General features: G+C 69.3%; 14 protein-coding genes. 5 read left to right on the forward strand and 9 right to left on the reverse strand.

The genetic code is table 11. The features are described 5' to 3' along the window. Positions 1 to 137 precede the first annotated feature (137 nt). Entirely contained in the window at positions 138 to 767 is a 630-nt protein-coding gene (locus tag ABZS97_RS18955; protein WP_356139247.1) for a hypothetical protein, read from the reverse strand. 63 nt (positions 768 to 830) lie between these two features. Next, on the reverse strand, positions 831 to 2570 hold the full coding sequence (locus ABZS97_RS18960) for a S8 family peptidase (protein WP_356139249.1): 1740 nt from the start codon (positions 2568 to 2570) through the stop codon (positions 831 to 833). Between the two features lie 299 nt (positions 2571 to 2869). On the opposite strand from ABZS97_RS18960, the gene ABZS97_RS18965 reads away from it, so the two are divergent. Beyond that, the gene (locus ABZS97_RS18965; RefSeq protein ID WP_356139251.1) at positions 2870 to 3805 is read left to right on the forward strand and encodes a superoxide dismutase; all 936 of its coding nucleotides are present in this window, start codon (positions 2870 to 2872) and stop codon (positions 3803 to 3805) included. Between the two features lie 84 nt (positions 3806 to 3889). Here the strand turns inward: ABZS97_RS18965 and ABZS97_RS18970 are convergent, their stop codons facing one another. The 6 genes from ABZS97_RS18970 to ABZS97_RS18995 form a co-directional block, all read right to left on the reverse strand. Beyond that, on the reverse strand, positions 3890 to 4936 hold the full coding sequence (locus ABZS97_RS18970) for a PAC2 family protein (RefSeq protein ID WP_356139253.1): 1047 nt from the start codon (positions 4934 to 4936) through the stop codon (positions 3890 to 3892). A gap of 268 nt (positions 4937 to 5204) precedes the next feature. Then, the gene (locus ABZS97_RS18975) at positions 5205 to 5876 is read right to left on the reverse strand and encodes a FadR/GntR family transcriptional regulator (RefSeq protein WP_356139255.1); all 672 of its coding nucleotides are present in this window, start codon (positions 5874 to 5876) and stop codon (positions 5205 to 5207) included. Positions 5877 to 6106: 230 nt separating this feature from the next. After that, positions 6107 to 7723, reverse strand: coding sequence for a glycerol-3-phosphate dehydrogenase/oxidase (locus ABZS97_RS18980; protein WP_356139257.1), 1617 nt, complete (start codon positions 7721 to 7723; stop codon positions 6107 to 6109). Positions 7724 to 7731: 8 nt separating this feature from the next. After that, a complete protein-coding gene (gene glpK, locus ABZS97_RS18985) occupies positions 7732 to 9270 on the reverse strand; it encodes a glycerol kinase GlpK (RefSeq protein WP_356139259.1) in 1539 nt (512 codons plus the stop codon). Between the two features lie 115 nt (positions 9271 to 9385). Beyond that, on the reverse strand, positions 9386 to 10180 hold the full coding sequence (locus ABZS97_RS18990) for an MIP/aquaporin family protein (protein WP_356139261.1): 795 nt from the start codon (positions 10178 to 10180) through the stop codon (positions 9386 to 9388). Between the two features lie 386 nt (positions 10181 to 10566). Beyond that, positions 10567 to 11331: an IclR family transcriptional regulator gene (locus ABZS97_RS18995; RefSeq protein WP_356139263.1), complete on the reverse strand. Its 765-nt coding sequence runs from the start codon at positions 11329 to 11331 to the stop codon at positions 10567 to 10569. A gap of 270 nt (positions 11332 to 11601) precedes the next feature. Between ABZS97_RS18995 and metH the strand changes: the two genes are divergently transcribed. The 4 genes from metH (at position 11602) to ABZS97_RS19015 (ending at position 19699) form a co-directional block, all read left to right on the forward strand. Then, a complete protein-coding gene (gene metH / locus ABZS97_RS19000) occupies positions 11602 to 15141 on the forward strand; it encodes a methionine synthase (RefSeq protein ID WP_356139265.1) in 3540 nt (1179 codons plus the stop codon). Positions 15142 to 15311: 170 nt separating this feature from the next. Next, on the forward strand, positions 15312 to 16013 hold the full coding sequence (locus ABZS97_RS19005) for an HAD family phosphatase (protein ID WP_356139267.1): 702 nt from the start codon (positions 15312 to 15314) through the stop codon (positions 16011 to 16013). Between the two features lie 432 nt (positions 16014 to 16445). Then, complete coding sequence (locus ABZS97_RS19010) at positions 16446 to 18050, forward strand: ABC transporter substrate-binding protein (RefSeq protein WP_356139269.1); 1605 nt, start codon at positions 16446 to 16448, stop codon at positions 18048 to 18050. 65 nt (positions 18051 to 18115) lie between these two features. After that, a complete protein-coding gene (locus ABZS97_RS19015; RefSeq protein ID WP_356139329.1) occupies positions 18116 to 19699 on the forward strand; it encodes an ABC transporter substrate-binding protein in 1584 nt (527 codons plus the stop codon). A 112-nt stretch (positions 19700 to 19811) separates the two neighbouring features. Here ABZS97_RS19015 and ABZS97_RS19020 read toward each other — a convergent pair whose 3' ends face one another. Continuing rightward, positions 19812 to 20483, reverse strand: coding sequence for a response regulator transcription factor (locus tag ABZS97_RS19020; RefSeq protein ID WP_356139271.1), 672 nt, complete (start codon positions 20481 to 20483; stop codon positions 19812 to 19814). Positions 20484 to 20485 lie beyond the last annotated feature (2 nt).

Consider the following 20485-nt stretch of genomic DNA (forward strand, 5'->3'; position numbering starts at 1 on the left):
CTTCCGGTCCTACTCGGAGTCGTGAACGCCCCGTGGACTTCAGATCTCGCGTGCTGTCAGTTCGGGACGGCGCGGGGCGGCGCGGGGGGGCCCCCCCCCCCCCCGGCGCCCTCTGTGCTGCTACCCCTCCTTGGCCGCTACTGCTTGTTGACGATCACGGCCTGGATGGCGTTGGTGTTCGAGTCGTAGATCCCGATGACCTGCTGCCCGAAGGCGAAGGCTTCCTGGACCTCGTCGTGCGTGACCTGGTTCGGGTTGACCAGGGGGTACCACGTGTTGTTGATGAACAGGTAGAGGATCGACGGCTGGCCCGGGAGCGGGGTGACGACATCCCAGAACTTCGTGGCGATGCCGCTCGCCAGCGCCTGTGCCTCGACAGCGCTCTGCAGCACCAGAGGCCGGCCCTGCTGTTGCTGCTGACCGCCGAGCTGCTGGAGCAACTGCTGGAACGGCTGCTGCTGGCCGAGCTGCTGGAGCTGCTGCTGAAGATGCGGCGGCAGTTGCTGCTGACCGATGCCCTGCTGGCCGTACGGCTGCTGCTGTTGCTGACCGAAGGGCTGCTGCTGGCCGATGCCCTGCTGACCGTAGGGCTGCTGCATCTGCTGCCCGAACGGCTGCTGCATCTGCTGGCTGTAAGGCTGCTGCTGTTGCTGGCCCATGCCCTGCTGCTGTCCGACCTGCTGCGGGGGTGCCGTGCTCGGGCCCTGCTGGCCCTGCTGTTGGCCGTACTGCTGTCCCTGCTGGCTCATCTGCGGGGTCGTGCTCATGCGGGTGCCACCTTCCATCAATGGTTGGTTGCGTTGATCCGTCGGTCCCCGACGACCAGGTCCTCAGCCCGTGACCACCAGGCCGACGATCTCGTCGTCCGAGAACCAGACACGTACGTCCGGCCGTCCCCCCGCGAACGCGGTGTGCACCGCCTGGCGGATCTCGGGGGACGGGTTGTTCAGGTTGCGCCAGGCACCGGCCACGAACAGCCTGAGCCTGGGCGGGAGTTCACGCGGATACGGCAGCAGCTCGTCCCAGTACCGCTCGGCCTGGCCCGAGCCGACCGCCTCCGGCAGCAGATGGGTGACCGCCGCCCTGATGTCCGGCCGGTTGCCGATCCGCTGCGACGCGGGCCGGCCCGGAGCGTCCTGCTGCGGAGAACCCGTCGCCCGCAGCACCGCGCGGGCACGTTCCGGCGAGATCGTTTCCTGGCCCGCCGACTTGAGCATCCCCTGCAGCGCGGCCAGGGCTCCGACCACCACCGGCGAGGCGGAGGAGGTCCCGGAGAACGTGTCCGTGTACCAGGCGATCTCCTCGGCGCCGCCCTGCAGATCGCCGGGCCGGTCCCAGAAGCCGCCGGTGGTCGTGACCTCACGGCCCCAGCCCTGCGCGTCCACGCGTGCCCCGTAGTTGGAGAACGCGAGCCGTGAGCGGTCCGGGCCGTGGTCGCGGCCGTGCATGCCGGGCGGCGGTGCGCCCGCGCCGACCAGGACCGCGCCGGAGGACTGGTTGGAGGGGTTGAACGGGTTGCGCCACCACTCCGGGAACTCGTCCGGGCGGCGCTCGTACACCGCGTCGTCGAGCGACTCGGCGCCGTTGCCCGCGGCCGCCACCACGATGACGCCCTTGGCGGTCGCGTACCGGACGGCCGCGTAGTTGTCGGGCCACCACTCGATCGCTATGTAGCCCTGCTGGTCGTCGCGCTGTTCGAAGTCGAACCGCGGCCCGGGGGCGTGCAGTTCGATCAGGATGATGTCGCCGGGGTTCAGCCGCTCGGCCGCCGCGTGGATCGCGGCCGCCGAACCGATGCCCTGGAAGGACGCGGCGGCGGTCACCGCGTCCGGCACGATGCCGGTGATCCCGTGTTCGCCCTGATCCCCACCGATCACGCCGATGACGGCGGTGCCGTGGTTGCGCCAGGCGATGTCGGTCAGCGGTGTGCCGACGACGACGCCCGCGAGCTTCGCGGCCAGATCCTCGTGGCCGAGCTGCCAGGCGCCCTCCACGTCGATCACCGTCACGCCCTGACCCGTTCCGCCGGGCCGCTGCCACGCCCAGTGGGCGTCGATGCCCTCGGGCGCGGGTCGCAGATAGCCCTGGCGGCTGGTGAAGTCGGGGGTGACGGGCGCCCCTTCCTTGCGCCGACGGGTCTCGTCCGCGCTCTGCCCCACCGAACCCACCGAAGCCGGAACGGCGCCCGGCTTCACGTACGCCGTGTCGATCTCCGGCAGCGCGGCGATGCGTGAACGGAGTTCCTGGGCACGGCTCTCGACGCCGCGCACCCGGTAGAAGAGCGCGAGGTCGGGCACGCTCTCGGTGCCTGCCGCAGCGGACTGCTGCAGCCGCTCCTCACTGCCGAACAGCGGTTCCAGGGCGAGCTGTTCGTCGCTGAGGAACATGTTGAGGGCCGACAGGTCGGCGCCGGCCGCCGAACGAACGCCCTCGGTCCCGGCGCGCAGCCGGGCCTCCGAGCGTGCGACGACGATCAGCTCCTGCTCGGCTCCTCGATAGGTGAATCCCGCTCCGTCGGGCCCCGGCCCGGACGCTCCCGGGCCCTGCGCCGGCTGTACCTGGTCGGTCATCGCGTGCCGCTCCCTTCGTCCATGCGGGTGGCCGTGCAACGGGTCGACGCGGTGCCAAGTCCCGTCTCCGGGCCGCGTCTTCGGGGCACACCCTGCTACGCGTCGGGCGACTCGTCCAGACCGCTTTCGCCAACTGCGTTTGAAATGAAGTTGAATGGGGAACCCTGTGCAATCCGTCCGGAAACAGATGTCACGCCGCAATCCGGCCAAAGGCTGCGGAGGCGGATGTCATGTGATGGGGTGGCAGCGACTGTTGACCATCGATCCGGCCGTTGCCGGACTCCGCGGAAGGACGCTCCATGCACCGTTCCTTCGCACGTCGAACACTGCTCACCACCGCTGCCGCGCTGGGAGGAACAGCGCTTGTGGGCGGCACCGCCCAGGCGGCCGAACAGCATTGGCCCGCCCAGTTCCCGTTGCCCGACGGCTTCGCACCCGAGGGCATCACCATTGGCAAGACTCCGTTCGCGTACTTCGGGTCCCTCGCGAACGGCGACATCTATCGCGCGAGCCTCGCCACCGGGCGCGGCCGCGTCATCAGCAAGGGACTCGGCGCCGAACACCCCACCGTGGGGCTGAAGATCGACCTGCACGGCAGACTCTTCCTCGCCGGCGGTTCGAGCGGCGAGCTGCGCACGGTCGACGCGCGCAGCGGGAAGATCGAGAAGGTGTACGCCGTCGGCGGCACCTTCGTGAACGACGTGGTCCTCACCCCCGGTGCGGCCTGGTTCACCGAGACCTACCAACCCGTGCTCTACGGGCTGGCGTTGGGTCCGCACGGCCGACCCGGCGCCGTCACCACCCTGCCGCTCACCGGCGACTGGGTGCAGGGCCCCGACTTCACCGCCAACGGCATCGAGCGCACGCCCGACGGTAAGGCGCTGCTGGTGGTGAACACGATCGCGGGCGGCGGGGGGCTGATGCGGGTGGATCCCCGTACCGGGGTGGCCACCGCGGTGGACCTCGGACCGTCCAAACTGCCCAACGGTGACGGGTTGTTGCTGCTTGGACGGATCCTCTATGCCGTTCAGCAGGCGGACAACCTCATCGACGTGTTCCGGCTGAACGCCTCCGGCACCAAGGGCAGGGCGATCGCCCGGATAACCGACACGCGCTTCCGCATCCCGACGACGGTCGCGGCGTGGGGCGACCGTCTCTACCTGCCGAACGCGCGCTTCGACGTCGAGCCGAAACCGGACACCGATTACGACGCGGTGGCGGTGGCCCAGGTCTGACGGGCCCGGGACGACGAAGGGGCGGTGCGCTTCACGCGCACCGCCCCTGCCGGTTCAGTCCCTGCCGGTTCAGCCCCTGCCGGTTCAGTCTTCCGAGGAGTTGTCCGACGAACTGTCGGGCGAACTGTCGGGGGAGTCGTCCGAGGACTCGTCCGGCCCGTCGTCCTCGGCGTCGGTCTCCGGCCGCTGCGCCTTGGGCGGCCGGACGCGGCCGCCCGGGCCGTCCTTCAGATACGAGGGGGAGTCGCCGCTCTCCGTCGCGTGGCCGCCGGACGGGGTCGCCGGACCACCGCCGTCGCGCCTGCGCAGATAGCGCTCGAACTCGCGGGCGATCGCCTCGCCCGACGCCTCGGGCAGCTCGGCGGTGTCCCGGGCCTCCTCCAACGTCTGCACGTACTCGGCGACCTCGCTGTCCTCGGCTGCCAGCTGGTCCACGCCCAGCTGCCAGGCCCGCGCGTCCTCGGCCAGCTCGCCCAGCGGGATGCGCAGGTCGATGAGGTCCTCAAGGCGGTTGAGGAGGGCCAGCGTGGCCTTCGGGTTCGGCGGCTGCGAGACGTAGTGCGGGACGGCCGCCCACAGCGACACCGCCGGGACGCCCGCGTGCGTGCACGCCTCCTGGAGGATGCCGACGATGCCCGTGGGGCCCTCGTACTTGGTCTCCTCCAGGTCCATCGTGCGGGCCAGGTCGGCGTCGGAGGTGACCCCGCTGACCGGCACCGGACGTGTGTGCGGGGTGTCGCCGAGCAGTGCGCCGAGGATCACCACCAGTTCCACGCCGAGCTCGTGCGCGAAGCCCAGGATCTCGTTGCAGAACGAGCGCCAGCGCATCGACGGCTCGATGCCCCGCACCAGCACCAGGTCACGCGGCTTGTCGCCGCCGACCCGGACCACCGACAACCTTGTCGTCGGCCAGGTGATCTTGCGGACACCGCCGTCAAGCCACACGGTGGGGCGGTTCACCTGGAAGTCGTAGTAGTCCTCGGCGTCGAGCGCGGCGAACACCTCGCCCTTCCACTCCCTGTCCAGATGCGCGACCGCGGTGGAGGCGGCGTCGCCGGCGTCGTTCCAGCCTTCGAACGCGGCCACCATGACCGGGTCGACCAGCTCGGGAACCCCCTCGAGCTCGATCACCCAGCGCCTCCTTCCGACGTGCCCTCGTGTACGCACCAACCTTACGGCGTTCGCCGGGGGCCTCCGCAGCCCCCTTGCACGGGGGAGTGAACGGATCACTGCCCCGATCGCCACCCCGGAACACCCCTGAGTCATCCGAGCTGTGAACGGGCCGCGACCGGCCAACTCCGCTGCGGATTCCGGAGGTTGCGAGAGGTCCCGCCTTAGATCGGATGATCACACGCTGCTCGGGAGGCGGCGGCCGGCGGGAGTATCCCGGCCCCGGCCGTCACAGGGTGCTGCGCAGCCACTGCTCCACGCTCGCGATGTGCACGGTCGCCCAGGAGCGGGCCGCCTCGGCGTCCCGGTCGCGCAGGGCGCTGAGGATCGCCCGGTGCTCGTGCAGGGTGCGGCTGACCGCGTCCTCCTGGGTCAGGCCGCGCCAGATCCGGGCCCGGGTGGTGGGTCCGGAGAGGCCGTCGAGCAGGGAGCACAGCACCGAGTTTCCGGAGCTCTGCACGATGCCCCGGTGGAACTCCAGGTCGCCCGCGACCAGCTCCTCCACCGACGGCGCGGCGCCGAGCTTGTCCAACTGCGCGGCCAGCGCGTCGATCTGCTGCTCGCTGATGCGGGAGGCCGCCATCGCCGTGGCGGCCGGCTCCAGGATGCGGCGCACGGCCAGGAACTCCAGGACCGTGTCGTCGCGGTGGAAGTCGACGACGAAACTCATCGCCTCCAGCAGGAGCTGCGGATCCAGGCTGGTGACGTACGTGCCGTCGCCCTGCCGGACATCGAGGATGCGGATGAGCGACAGGGCGCGTACGGCCTCCCGCAGGGAGTTGCGCGACAGCCCGAGCTCGGCGGCGAGTTCGCTCTCCTTGGGCAGCCGGTCGCCGGGGCGCAGCGCGCCGGAGACGATCATGCCCTTGATTTTCTCGATCGCCTCGTCGGTGACTGCCATGGCGGGCCTCCCAGTCGTTCAGACATCCGATGTCTCAGGCCATTATGGAGGTTCAGCAGGGTGAACGGGGACGGAACGGAACCGGAAATCCACAGCTCGGACGACTGTTCCCGGTTCGGCGAGTCCGCCTGGCCCCAGAAGACTAGACGGCCGCCTCGGCCCGAGAGCCCGCAGGGCATGCGCGAGGGGCGGCTCCCCCCGTGGAAGCCGCCCCAAGTCGCGTCGGGCGACTACTTCTTGTCGAGCAGGTCCTGCACCTTGCCGCGGACGTCGTCCGTGGCAAGACCGCGGATCGTCAGCGTCGTACGGCGGCGCAGCACGTCGTCCGCCGTCTCGGCCCACTCGTTGTCGCGGGCGTAGACGACCTGCGCCCAGATCTCCGGGGCGTCCGGATGGACCCGCTCGCCGAGCTCCGGGTTCTCGTTCGCCAGGCGGGCGATGTCGAAGGCCAGCGAGCCGTAGTGGGTGGCCAGGTGCCGGGCGGTGTCGGCGCCCATGCGCGGGCCGGGGGCAGGACCGTCGACGAGGAGCCGGTGGGCGACCGCGCGGGGGTTGGCGACACCCGGCAGCGGCAGCTTCTTCGGCAGCTCGGAGATCGGCTCGAAGTCCTCGCCCAGCGGGCGGCCCGGCAGCGCCTCCAGCTTCTTCATCACCGTACGGCCGATGTGGCGGAAGGTGGTCCACTTGCCGCCCGCGACGGACAGCATGCCGCCGCGGCCCTCCGTCACGACCGTCTCGCGCTTGGCCTTCGAGGTGTCGCCGGGGCCGCCCGGCAGCACGCGCAGACCCGCGAAGGAGTAGGTGATCAGATCACGGGAGAGCTGCTGGTCGCGGATGGAGAACGCGGCCTCGTCGAGTATCTGGGCCGTGTCCTTCTCGTTGACCGCGACGTCCGCCGGGTCGCCTTCGTACTCCTCGTCGGTCGTGCCGAGCAGCAGCATGTCCTCCCACGGGAGGGCGAAGGTGATGCGGTACTTGTCGATCGGGGTGGCGAGCGCGGCCTTCCAGGGGGAGGTGCGCTTGAGGACCAGGTGCGCGCCCTTGGAGAGGCGGATGGAGGGCGCCGCGTTCGGGTCCTCCATCTTGCGCAGGTGGTCCACCCACGGGCCGGTGGCGTTGAGCACCAGCCGCGCGGAGACGCCGAACTCGCTGCCGTCGAGGCGGTCGCGCAGCTCGGCACCGGTCACCCGGCCCCTGGTGAAGCGCAGACCGGAGACCTCGGCGTGGTTGAGGACGACGGCACCGGACTCGACGGCCGCGCGGACCGTCATCAGGGCCATCCGGGAGTCGTTCATCTGGTCGTCGCCGTACACGGCCACGGCCTTCAGGTTGTCGGTGCGCAGCTCGGGCACGTCCTGCGCGGCCTTCGAGGGGCTCAGCAGGTGCCCGACGCCGTCGCCGAACGCCGACAGGGCGGAGTAGGCGAAGACGCCCGCTCCGAGCTTCGCCGCGCCGTGCGGCCCGCCCTTGTACACGGGGAGGTAGAACGTGAGCGGATTCGCCAGGTGGGGGGCCACCTGGCGGGAGACCGCACGGCGCTCGAAGTGGTTCTCCGCCACCAGCTTCACCGCGCCGGTCTGCAGGTAGCGCAGACCGCCGTGGAGAAGCTTGGAGGAGGCGGAGGAGGTGGCACCGGCGAAGTCGCCGGCGTCGACCAGGGCCACCCGCAGCCCGGACTGAGCGGCGTGCCAGGCGGTGGAGATGCCCAGGATGCCGCCGCCGATGACGAGGAGGTCGTACGTCGCCTTGGAGAGCTGCTCCCGGGTCTCGGCGCGGCTCGGGTTGGAGCCGGAGGCCGGGCGCGAACCAAGGGCAGGCACGGACTGGAGGGTGGCTTGACTGGTCATGCGGGTTCTTACTCCTCGTCCTCGATCCAGCCCATGGTCCGCTCGACGGCCTTGAGCCAGCTCTTGTACTCACGGTCGCGGGTCTCCGCGTCCATGTTCGGGGTCCATTCCGCGGCCCGGCGCCAGTTGGCACGCAGGTCCTCGGTGTTGGTCCAGAAGCCGACGGCGAGACCGGCGGCGTAGGCGGCGCCGAGGCAGGTGGTCTCGGCGACCATCGGGCGCACCACGGGGGCGTCCAGGACGTCGGCCAGGGTCTGCATCAGCAGGTTGTTGGAGGTCATGCCGCCGTCGACCTTGAGGGCCGTGAGCTCGACGCCGGAGTCCTTCGTCATGGCGTCGCTGATCTCACGGGTCTGCCAGGCGGTGGCCTCCAGGACGGCGCGGGCGATGTGCGCCTTGGTGACGTACCGGGTCAGGCCGGTGATCACACCGCGGGCGTCGGGACGCCAGTACGGAGCGAACAGGCCGGAGAAGGCCGGTACGAAGTAGGCGCCGCCGTTGTCCTCGACCGACAGGGCGAGGGTCTCGATCTCGGCGGCGGACTTGATCAGGCCCATCTGGTCGCGCATCCACTGGACGAGCGAGCCGGTGACGGCGATGGAGCCCTCGAGGGCGTACACGGGAGCCTGGTCGCCGATGCGGTAGCCGACCGTGGTCAGCAGGCCCGAGTACGAGTTGATGATCTTGTCACCGGTGTTCATCAGCATGAACGTGCCGGTGCCGTAGGTGGACTTGGCCTCGCCCTCGGAGAAACAGGTCTGGCCGAACAGGGCCGCCTGCTGGTCGCCGAGCGCGGAGGCGACCGGGATGCCGCCGAGCAGGTCGCCCAGCTTGCCGCCGGTGATCTCGCCGTACACCTCGGCGGAGGAGCGGATCTCCGGCAGCATCGCCAGCGGGACGCCGATGGACTCGGCGATCTTCTCGTCCCACTCAAGCGTGTGCAGGTTCATCAGCATCGTGCGGGAGGCGTTGGTGACGTCGGTGACGTGCTTGCCGCCGTTGACACCGCCCGTCAGGTTCCAGATGACCCAGGTGTCCATGGTGCCGAAGAGGATGTCCCCGGCCTCGGCGCGCTCACGCAGGCCCTCGACGTTGTCGAGCAGCCAGCGTGCCTTGGGGCCCGCGAAGTACGACGCGAGGGGCAGGCCCGTCTCGCGGCGGAAGCGGTCCTGGCCGACGTTGCGGCCGAGCTCCTTGCAGAGCGCGTCGGTGCGGGTGTCCTGCCAGACGAGGGCGTTGTGGACGGGCTCACCGGTGTTCTTGTCCCACAGCAGCGTGGTCTCGCGCTGGTTGGTGATGCCGATGGCCTTGATGTCGTCGCGGGTGATGCCGGCCTTCTCGACGGCCGAGGCGACGACCTCCTGGACGTTGGTCCAGATCTCCGAGGCGTTGTGCTCGACCCAGCCCGGCTTCGGGAAGATCTGCTCGTGCTCCTTCTGGTCGACGGAGACGATGCGGCCGTCGCGGTCGAAGACGATGCAGCGGGACGAGGTGGTGCCCTGGTCGATGGCGGCGATGAAGGGGCCGGCGGTGTGTGCGTCGGTCACGGTGTGCTCCTGAAAGTTCCGTATGAAGGGGCTGGATCTACGCGGTGCCTGTGAAGCGCGGTGCCGTTAAGCGGTGCTGTACGAGGTGGTGTACGCGGTGCTTGCAGCGGTGCTCTTAAGCGAAGGCGACGTTGTATATGCCTGCGGCGATCGCTCCGCCGACCAGCGGACCGACGACCGGGATCCAGGCGTAGCTCCAGTCGGAGCCGCCCTTGTTGGGCAGGGGGAGCAGGGCGTGCACGATGCGCGGGCCGAGGTCACGGGCCGGGTTGATCGCGTATCCCGTCGGGCCACCGAGCGAGAGGCCGATGCTGACGACCACGAGAGAGGTGATCAGGGCGCCGATGGTGCCGAGGCCCTTGCCGTCGCCGTTGAGACCCTGGGTGAGGATCGCGAGCACGAGCACGACGGTGCCGATGATCTCGGTGGCCAGGTTCTGCACCACGTGACGGATCTCGGGGCCGGTGGAGAAGATGCCGAGCACGGGGCCGGCGCCGGTCTCCTGGGCCTCGACGGCCTTGACCTTGGTGGCCTGCGCGCCCGGACCGCCGACGATCTCCTTGTCGGTCAGGTGGGCCAGGAACTGGCCGTAGTAGGCGAGCCAGACCAGTGCGGCACCGATCATGGCGCCCAGCAGCTGACCGCCCCAGTAGGTGGGGAGGTCGCTGAAGTCCTTGTCCTTGATCGCGAGCGCGAGCGTCACGGCCGGGTTGAGGTGCGCACCCGAGAGGGGTGCCGAGATGTAGACCGCGGTCAGAACCGCGAAGCCCCACCCGAAGGTGATGGCGAGCCATCCGGCGTTGCGCGCCTTGGATGCCTTCAGCGTGACGGCGGCGCAGACGCCACCACCCAGCAGGATGAGTACGGCGGTACCGATGGTCTCGCCGATGAAGATGTCGGAGCTGGACACCCGCGACTCCTTTGTCCTTCGTCCAGGGGAAGCCGAACCCCGGGTCCCTCCGGTGGTCCGTGCTCTCGGGGGTGAGAGCGAAGCTCGGTCCTTGGCGTTGCCACACTCTAACGCGTATTGCCGGTAGGTGTTCGACAATGTCGACCGATGGACGGGAGTCTTGCCGTGGTGTTACCAGCTCGTCAAGAGCTCCGTTATCGAAAACACGATCGTTATTGATCGCTGTGAGCTATTGATCTTCGGACGCGAGCACACCGCGTGCGACCGGGCACATGGCGTGGTCGCCAGGGCTCGGCGGGATGCGGACCGTAGCCGCGCGGACACAGCGAAAAGGGGCGGTACGTCCTTGACGTACCGCCCCTTTCGTGTACGAGTCGTGCTGAGGCTCAGAACCGCCCGGCGCCCAGGTCACGCGACACCGCGCGGGCGCAGTCGCGTACCGCCGCGATCAGCTCGGGACGCAGTTCCCCGTCCTTGCAGACCCGCTCGACGGCCCCGGTGATGCCCACCGCGCCGACCGGCATCCTTCGCCCGTCGTGGATGGGGGCGGCGACGGAGGCGACCCCGGTCCAGGTCTCCTCGACGTCGGCCGCGTACCCGCGCGCGCGGGTGAGGTCGAGGACGCCCTCGAACTCGTCCGGCTCGCTGATGGTCCGCGGGGTGAAGGACGTGCGGTCGGCCTCCAGTACCTCGCTGTGCGCCACCGGGTCGTAGGCGGACAGGACCTTGCCCAGCGCCGTGGAGTGCAGCGGCTGCATGGCCCCGACCTCCAGGACCTGGCGGCTGTCGTCGGGCCGGAAGACGTGGTGCACGATCAGAACGCCCTGCTGGTGCAGGACGCCCAGGTAGACGCTCTCGCCGCTGGAGCGGGCCAGGTCGTCGGTCCACACCAGGGCGCGCGCCCGCAGCTCGTGCACGTCGAGATAGGTGGTGCCCAGGCGCAGCAGCTCGGCGCCCAGCTGGTAGCGCCCGGAGGCGTTGTCCTGCTCGACGAAGCCCTCGTGCTGCAGGGTGCGCAGTATGCCGTGGGCCGTGCCCTTGGCGAGGCCCAGCGACGAGGCGATGTCGGACAGGCCGAGCCGTCGCTCGCCGCCCGCGAGCAGTCGCAGCATCGCGGCCGCCCGTTCGAGCGACTGGATGTTCCGTGCCATCGCTGCGCTGCCCTCCGTCCCCTTCGGCCGCCGGTTGACGTACGGCCGTCACCGTTCGGCAATGTCGAACACTACCCGTCGCATGCGACCTCCTGCCAATGGCCGGTCGCCAAGTGTTTCCGTCGAATCCCCGCCCGGGCCACCCGCGCCACGCCCGTCCGCCCCGTGGACGGCCCCGACCTCGTGGAGCCGCTCGGGCTACCCTGGCGGCGTGCGCCTTCCATGGGAAGCGCAAAGCCGACAGCCGTCGCACTCCAGGGAGCATCTTCCATGGCCTCGTTGCCGAACCCGTCCCTTCCGTCCTCCTCCGCGCCCGCCGCGGACAGCCGGAGCCGAATCGACGCCCTCCGCCAGGCCCTCGCCACCCGTGTCGTGGTGGCCGACGGCGCGATGGGCACGATGCTCCAGGCGCAGGATCCGACGCTGGAGGACTTCGAGAACCTCGAAGGCTGCAACGAGATCCTCAACCTCACCCGGCCCGACATCGTCCGCTCCGTCCACCAGGCGTACTTCGAGGTGGGCGTGGACTGTGTGGAGACGAACACGTTCGGCTCCAACCAGTCGGCGGCGGGCGAGTACGAGATCGCCGACCGCATCTTCGAGCTGTCCGAGGCGGGCGCGCGCATCGCCCGCGAGGTCGCCGACGAGTTCGGCGCCGGGGACGGCCGCCAGCGCTGGGTCCTCGGCTCGATCGGCCCGGGCACCAAGCTCCCCTCGCTCGGCCACATGGCATACGACGTGCTGCGCGACGGCTACCAGCAGAACGCCGAGGGCCTGATCGCGGGTGGTTCGGACGCCCTGATCGTGGAGACCACCCAGGACCTGCTGCAGACCAAGTCGAGCCTGATCGGCGCCCGCCGCGCGATGGACGCGCTCGGCGTGGACATGCCGCTGATCTGCTCGCTCGCCTTCGAGACCACGGGCGTCATGCTGCTCGGCTCGGAGATCGGGGCGGCGCTGACGGCCCTGGAGCCGCTCGGCATCGACCTCATCGGCCTGAACTGCTCCACCGGCCCCGCCGAGATGAGCGAGCACCTGCGCTATCTGGCCCGCCATTCGCGCACACCCCTGATGTGCATGCCGAACGCGGGCCTGCCCATCCTCACCAAGGACGGCGCGTACTTCCCGCTGACCCCGCCGGAGATGGCCGACGCGCAGGAGAACTTCGTACGCGACTACGGCCTCTCGCTGGTCGGCGGCTGCTGCGGCTCGACACCGGAGCACCTGCGCCAGGTCGTCGAGCGGGTCCGCGACATCGCGCCCCCCGAGCGCCGGCCGCAGCCCGAGCCCGGCGCCGCCTCGCTCTACCAGACCGTGCCCTTCCGCCAGGACACCGCCTACATGGCCATCGGCGAGCGCACGAACGCCAACGGTTCGAAGAAGTTCCGCGAGGCCATGCTGGAGGCCCGCTGGGACGACTGCGTGGAGATGGCCCGCGACCAGATCCGCGAGGGCGCCCACATGCTCGACCTGTGCGTCGACTACGTGGGCCGCGACGGCGTCGCCGACATGGAGGAGCTGGCCGGACGCTTCGCAACCGCCTCCACGCTGCCGATCGTGCTCGACTCCACCGAGGTCCCGGTGATCCGCGCCGGCCTGGAGAAGCTGGGCGGCCGCGCGGTCATCAACTCGGTGAACTACGAGGACGGCGACGGCCCCGAGTCGCGCTTCGCCAAGGTCACCGCGCTGGCCCGGGAGCACGGCGCCGCGCTGATCGCGCTGACCATCGACGAGGAGGGCCAGGCCCGCACCGTCGAGCACAAGGTCGCCATCGCCGAGCGGCTGATCGAGGATCTGACGACGAACTGGGGCATCCACGAGTCGGACATCCTCATCGACTGCCTCACCTTCACCATCTGCACCGGCCAGGAGGAGTCGCGCAAGGACGGCGTCGCCACGATCGAGGCGATCCGCGAACTGAAGCGCCGCCGTCCCGACGTGCAGACCACGCTGGGCCTGTCCAACATCTCCTTCGGCCTGAACCCGGCCGCCCGCATCCTGCTCAACTCGGTCTTCCTCGACGAGTGCGTGAAGGCGGGCCTGGACTCGGCGATCGTGCACGCGTCGAAGATCCTGCCGATCGCCCGGTTCAGCGAGGAGGAGGTGAACACCGCCCTCGACCTGATCCACGACCGGCGCCGCGAGGGCTACGACCCCCTGCAGAAGCTGATGGCCCTGTTCGAGGGCGCCACCACCAAGTCCCTCAAGGCCGGCAAGGCCGAGGAACTGGCCGCCCTGCCGCTGGACGAGCGCCTCAAGCGCCGGATCATCGACGGCGAGAAGAACGGCCTGGAGACCGACCTGGCCGAGGCCCTGGAGTCCCGCCCCGCCCTCGACATCGTCAACGAGACGCTGCTGGACGGCATGAAGGTCGTCGGCGAGCTCTTCGGCTCCGGCCAGATGCAGCTGCCGTTCGTGCTCCAGTCCGCCGAGGTCATGAAGACCGCGGTCGCCTACCTCGAACCGCACATGGAGAAGTCGGACGCGGAGGGCAAGGGCACGATCGTCCTGGCCACCGTGCGCGGCGACGTCCACGACATCGGCAAGAACCTCGTCGACATCATCCTGTCCAACAACGGCTACAACGTCGTCAACCTCGGCATCAAGCAGCCCGTCTCCGCGATCCTGGACGCCGCCGAACAGCACCGCGCCGACGTCATCGGCATGTCCGGCCTGCTGGTCAAGTCCACGGTGATCATGAAGGAGAACCTGGAGGAGCTCAACCAGCGCGGCCTGGCCGCCGACTTCCCGGTCATCCTCGGCGGCGCCGCGCTCACCAGGGCGTACGTCGAACAGGACCTGCACGAGATCTACCAGGGCGAAGTCCGCTACGCCCGCGACGCGTTCGAGGGCCTGCGCCTGATGGACGCGCTGATCGGGGTCAAGCGTGGGGTGCCGGGCGCCGCGCTGCCGGAGCTGAAGCAGCGCCGGGTGCGGGCCACCACCGCCCCGGCCGCGGTCGAGGAGCGCCCGCAGGAGGGCCACGTCCGCTCCGACGTCGCCACCGACAACCCCGTGCCCACCCCGCCCTTCTGGGGCACCCGGGTCATCAAGGGCATCCAGCTCAAGGAGTACGCCTCCTGGCTGGACGAGGGCGCGCTGTTCAAGGGCCAGTGGGGCCTGAAGCAGGCCCGTACGGGCGAGGGAGCGACGTACGAGGAGCTCGTCGAGAGCGAGGGCCGTCCGCGGCTGCGCGGCCTGCTGGACAAGCTGCAGACCGAGAACCTGCTGGAAGCAGCCGTCGTGTACGGCTACTTCCCGTGTGTCTCCAAGGACGACGACCTGATCCTCCTGGACGAGCAGGGCAACGAGCGCACCCGCTTCACCTTCCCGCGCCAGCGCCGCGGCCGTCGGCTCTGCCTGGCCGACTTCTTCCGGCCCGAGGAGTCCGGCGAGAGGGACGTCGTCGGCCTCCAGGTCGTCACCGTCGGCTCGCGCATCGGCGAGGAGACCGCCAAGCTCTTCGAGTCCAACTCCTACCGCGACTACCTCGAACTGCACGGCCTGTCGGTGCAGCTGGCCGAGGCCCTCGCCGAGTACTGGCACGCCCGCGTCCGCTCCGAGCTCGGCTTCGCCGCCGAGGACCCGGCGGACGTACAGGACATGTTCGACCTCAAGTACCGCGGTGCCCGCTTCTCCCTCGGCTACGGCGCCTGCCCCGACCTGGAGGACCGCGGCAAGATCGCGCGGCTCCTGGAACCGGAGCGCATCGGCGTCCACCTCTCCGAGGAGTTCCAGCTCCACCCCGAGCAGTCCACGGACGCCATCGTGATCCACCACCCGGAGGCCAAGTACTTCAACGCGCGGTAGCCGGGCACCCGCGCCGACCGCCCCCATGCGGAGCGGCGCGAGCGTGCCTCCAGCGGCAGTCGCTTACCAAGAGGCACTTTCTCCACGAGGGTCGTACACTGGACGGTCCACTGCAGGCCGGTTCCCTCCTCGGGAACCGGCCTGCGCGTCCCTCAAGGAGGTGCGCCAGGATGACCACGACGGTCCCCGCGCTCGGAACCCGTACGGCCGAAGGCTCCGCCCTGCAAGCCGTGCTTCTCGACATGGACGGAACCCTGGTGGACACCGAGGGCTTCTGGTGGGACGTCGAGGTGGAGGTCTTCGCGGCCCTCGGCCACGCCCTCGACGACTCATGGCGGCATGTGGTGGTCGGCGGGCCCATGACCCGCAGTGCCGGGTTCCTGATCGAGGCCACCGGCGCCGACATCACCCTCGCCGAGCTGTCCGTGCTGCTCAACGACGGGTTCGAGGACCGTATCGGCCGGGCGCTGCCCCTGATGCCGGGAGCGGCCCGGCTGCTCGCCGAGCTTGCCGCGCACCGGATCCCCACCGCCCTGGTCTCGGCCTCGCACCGGCGCATCATCGACCGTGTCCTCGGCCTGCTGGGCCCCCAGCACTTCTCGCTGACCGTCGCCGGCGACGAGGTGGAGCGGACCAAGCCGTTCCCCGACCCGTATCTGATCGCGGCCGCCGGGCTCGGCGCCGAACCGGTGAGATGCGCGGTCATCGAGGACACGGCGACCGGTGTCGCCGCCGCCGAGGCCGCGGGCTGCCAGGTGGTCGCCGTCCCCTCGGTCGCGCCCATCGCCCCCGCCGCGCGGCGCACGGTGGTGAGATCACTCGAAGAGGTCGACCTCCCCTTTCTGCGTGGCCTGATGACGGAAATGCGCTAAAGCGTTCACGCAGCGTGCGGAAGTGAATGCGAGGGTAAGTCCGCGCGCTCGGTCGTGATCAGTCGCGCGGAATTGAATCACTGTCGGGTGGCCGAATTGAGGTCCGCCCGAACCCGGTTGAATCTGTGACGTTCGCCACTCGATCCCGGGTCGACATCGGGTTCGCCCTGTGTCTCCTGCCCCTTTTCGGGGGTGCTGGGCGTGCCCTTGTGTCCTGATTGATGGAACGCTGTACGAATCCTTCCGCTGTCGGGTTATCGGTGCGTCCACGTCCGGTTTCGCAGCGTGATGGGAACTCAACTCCGGTGCCTGCGAGCCGTCGTGGCGACGCGGACTAATGTCGTCGCGAGAACATCGCCATACCCTGTGTCCCGTCGGCGCCACCCCTGCATGCCGGGTACACGGACCTGACAGCTCTGGAGAAACTCGAGCATGAACCGCAAGACTTTGGTGCTGCCGGCCGTAATCGGCCTGCTTGCCCCGGTGCTCGCCGCTTGTGGCGGTTCCGACAGCGGGGGCAGCAGCGGCGACGCGATCGTCGTCGGCACCACGGACCGGTTCACCGCCTCGAAGGAGGCGCCGGCTCCCCTCGACCCGGCGTACGCCTACGACGTGGGCACCTGGAACATCCTCCGCCAGACCGTGCAGACCCTGATGGTCCAGCCGCGCGGCGACGGCGAGCCGGAGCCCGACGCCGCCGAGAAGTGCGGCTTCACCGACACCGGCAACGAGCGCTACGCCTGCACCCTGCGCAAGGACCTGAAGTTCGCGAACGGCGACGCGGTCACCGCGTCCGACGTGAAGTTCTCGATCGAGCGCGCGCTGCGCATCAAGGTGGACGGCGGCCCCGAGGCACTGCTCTCCACCGTCGACACCGTCGAGACCCAGGGCGACCGCGAGGTGATCTTCCACCTCAAGACCGCGGACGCGACCTTCCCGTTCAAGCTGTCGACCCCGGTCGCGGGCATCGTCAGCCCCGACGACTACGACAGGGACAAGCTGCGCGACGGCTTCGACGTCGACGGTTCCGGCCCGTACACCCTCGAATCCGAGGTAAAGAACGACGAACTCGTCAAGGCCGTCTTCACCAAGAACCCCAATTACCAGGGTGCGTTGAAGGTGAAGAACGACAAGGTCGAGATGCGCTCCTTCCCGGAGGACGCCGCCGGCATGGGCGCCGCGCTCGACAAGGGCGACATCGACATGATGACCCGCACGATGACGCCGGAGCAGATCAAGAAGCTCTCCAACGCCTCGGGCAACATCGACCTCATCGAGATGCCCGGCCTGGAAATCCGCTACCTCGGCTTCAACACCAACGACTCGGCGGTCAAGGCGAGGGCCGTACGCCAGGCCATAGCCCAGATCATCAACCGCGCCGAGCTCGTCTCGAAGGTCTACGGCACCGGGGCCGAGCCGCTCTACTCGCTGGTCCCGGCCAGCATCACCGGCCACTCGAACTCGTTCTTCAACAAGTACGGCGACCCGAGCACGGCCAAGGCGGCGAGCCTGCTGAGCAAGGCCGGCATCACCACCCCGGTGAAGCTGACCCTGCACTACACGACCGACCACTACGGTACGGCCACCGCCGACGAGTTCGAGGTGCTGAAGAAGCAGCTCAACGCCAGCGGCCTGTTCGACGTCAGCATCAAGGGCACGGCCTGGAAAGCGTTCCGCCCGGCCGAGCAGAAGGGCGACTACGAGGTCTACGGCATGGGTTGGTTCCCCGACTTCCCCGACGCCGACAACTACCTCGCGCCGTTCCTCGACAAGGACAACACCCTCGGCTCGCCCTACGCCAACAGCGATATCCGCAACACCCTGATCCCCGAGTCCCGTCGCGAAGCCGACCGTCTCACCGCGTCGAAGAGCCTCACCACCATCCAGGACATCGTGGCCAACGACGTACCCCTGCTGCCGCTGTGGCAGGGCAAGCAGTACATTGCCGCCCGGGACGACATCACGGGCGCCGAGTGGGCGCTCAACTCCTCCTCCACCCTCCAGCTGTGGGAGCTCGGCCGCGGTGTGAAGGGCTGAGGGGCGTCCCCGCCCGGGGCCGGGACGGCCCCGGGTTCCATGACCCGACGAGAAGGCACATGCTCGTGAACATGCGCAACCAGTGGCCAGTCCTGCCGATCGTGGCGGGGCTGGCCTCAGGCCTGTTGACCGGATGCGGCTCTCAGGAGGGCGGCTCGGGCGGCAGCGGCTCCTCGGTCGTGATGGGGATGTCCGACGACGTCCTGGCCACCGACCCCGCCTCCGGTTACGACCCGGGCTCCTGGCTGTTGTTCAACAACGTCTTCCAGTCGTTGCTGAGCTTCCCGGAAGGCGGCACCGAGCCGCAGCCGGAGGCCGCGAAGCAGTGCACGTTCACCGACACGGGGACCAGGGTCTACAAGTGCACGCTGAAGGAGGGACTGAAGTTCAGCAACGGTGACGCGCTCACCTCGAAGGACGTCAAGTTCTCCTTCGACCGCACGCTGCGGATCCATGACGACGCCGGTCCGGCGATCATGTTCCCCATGCTCGACGAGGTCCAGGCACCGGATGCCGAGACCGTCGTCTTCAAACTCAAGTACGCCGACGCCACCTTCCCGAGCAAGATAGCCTCCGGCGCCGGCTCGATCGTCGACCACCAGCAGTACTCCGCGACCGGGCTGCGCAAGGACGACGAGGCTGTCGGCTCGGGACCGTACAAGCTGGACTCCTTCAGCAAGGACGAGGCCGTCTTCTCGGTCAACTCCGGCTACAAGGGCACCGCCGAGGTGAAGAACTCCGGCATGACGCTGAAGTTCTTCCACGGAGACCAGGCCGCCCTGAAGAACGCCCTCCTGAACGACAAGGTCGACTTCGCCTACCGCGGTCTCACCGCCGACGACATCGCGGACATCGACAACGACACGTCCACCGGCAAGGGCGTCGACCTCGTCGAGGGCACCAGCGCCGAGGTGCAGCACCTGGTCTTCAACATGAGCGACCCGGTGGCGGGCAAGCTCGGCGTGCGCAAGGCCATCGCCTACCTCCTCGACCGCGACGCCCTGGTCGACCAGGTCTACGAGAACACGGCGACACCGCTCTACTCGATCATCCCGGCCGGTATCGCCGGTCACAGCACCGCGTTCTTCGACACCTACGGTGCCCGCCCCTCGAAGACGAAGGCCGAGGCCGCCCTGCACTCCGAGGGCATCACCGGCAAGGTCAAGCTGACCCTCTGGTCGACGCCCTCGCGCTACGGCCCGTCCACCGACGCCGAGTTCGCGGCTATCGCCAAGCAGCTCAACGCGAGCGGACTCTTCGACGCGACTGTGAAGTCCGTGGCCTTCGACCAGTACGAGAAGGACATCGCCGCCGGCAAGTACGGCGTGTACGTGAAGGGCTGGGTGCCCGACTACCCGGACCCGGACAACTTCACGGCCCCCTTCTTCGGCAAGGGCAACGTGCTGAGCAACAACTACACCAACAACACCATCACTTCCGACCTCATCCCGAAGACCGCCGCCGAGAGCGACCGCTCCGCGACCGACAAGACGTACGGCGAACTTCAGGACGTCGTCGCCCAGCAGCTCCCGGTCATCCCGATCTGGCAGGCCAAGCAGTACGCGGTCGTGCGCGACAACGTCTACGGCCTCGAGTACTGCCTGGACGCCTCGACGGTCTTCCGCTTCTGGGAGATCCACAAGGGCTGACCTCCGCGCGGGCCGGCACCCGACGAGGGGCGGCGCCCGCTCCGCACACACCGAGGGCGCCCCCTTCTTCGGGAAGGGGGCGCCCTCGGCGCTGCTTGCTCCGGCCGGCGAACTACTGGGCGCCGGGGCGCACCAGCCCGCTCTCGTACGCGTACACCGCTGCCTGCACCCGGTCGCGGAGCCCCAGCTTGGTCAGGACGTGACCGACATGCGTCTTGACGGTGGTCTCGCTGACGAAGAGGTCGGCGGCGATCTCCGCGTTGGACAGGCCGCGCGCCACCAGCTTGAGCACCTCCACCTCACGCTCGGTCAGCGTGTGCAGCGTGTCCGGAACCGGATCGTCACCCGACGGCAGATGCCCGGCGTACTTGTCGAGCAGCCGACGCGTGATGCTCGGCGCCAGCATCGCCTCGCCCGCCGCGACCACCCGGATCGCCTGCACCAGCTCGTTGGCCGGGGCGTCCTTGAGGAGGAAGCCGCTGGCCCCGGCGCGCAGCGCCTCCACCACGTACTCGTCGAGGTCGAAGGTCGTCAGCACCAGCACCTTCGCCGGGCCGTCCCGGCCGGGGCCGGTGATCTGCCGGGTCGCCTCGACACCGTCCATCCGCGGCATACGGATGTCCATCAGAACCACATCGGGCTGCAGAGCACGCACCTGGTCGAGCGCCTGGAGGCCGTCTCCGGCCTCGCCGACGACCGCGAGGTCCTGCTCCGCCTCCAGGATCATCCGGAAGCCGGTACGCAGCAGCGGCTGATCGTCGACCAATAGGACGCGGATGGCCACGT

Origin of the sequence: Streptomyces sp. NPDC005485 (assembly GCF_040606085.1) — a bacterium.
Taxonomy (GTDB): domain Bacteria; phylum Actinomycetota; class Actinomycetes; order Streptomycetales; family Streptomycetaceae; genus Streptomyces.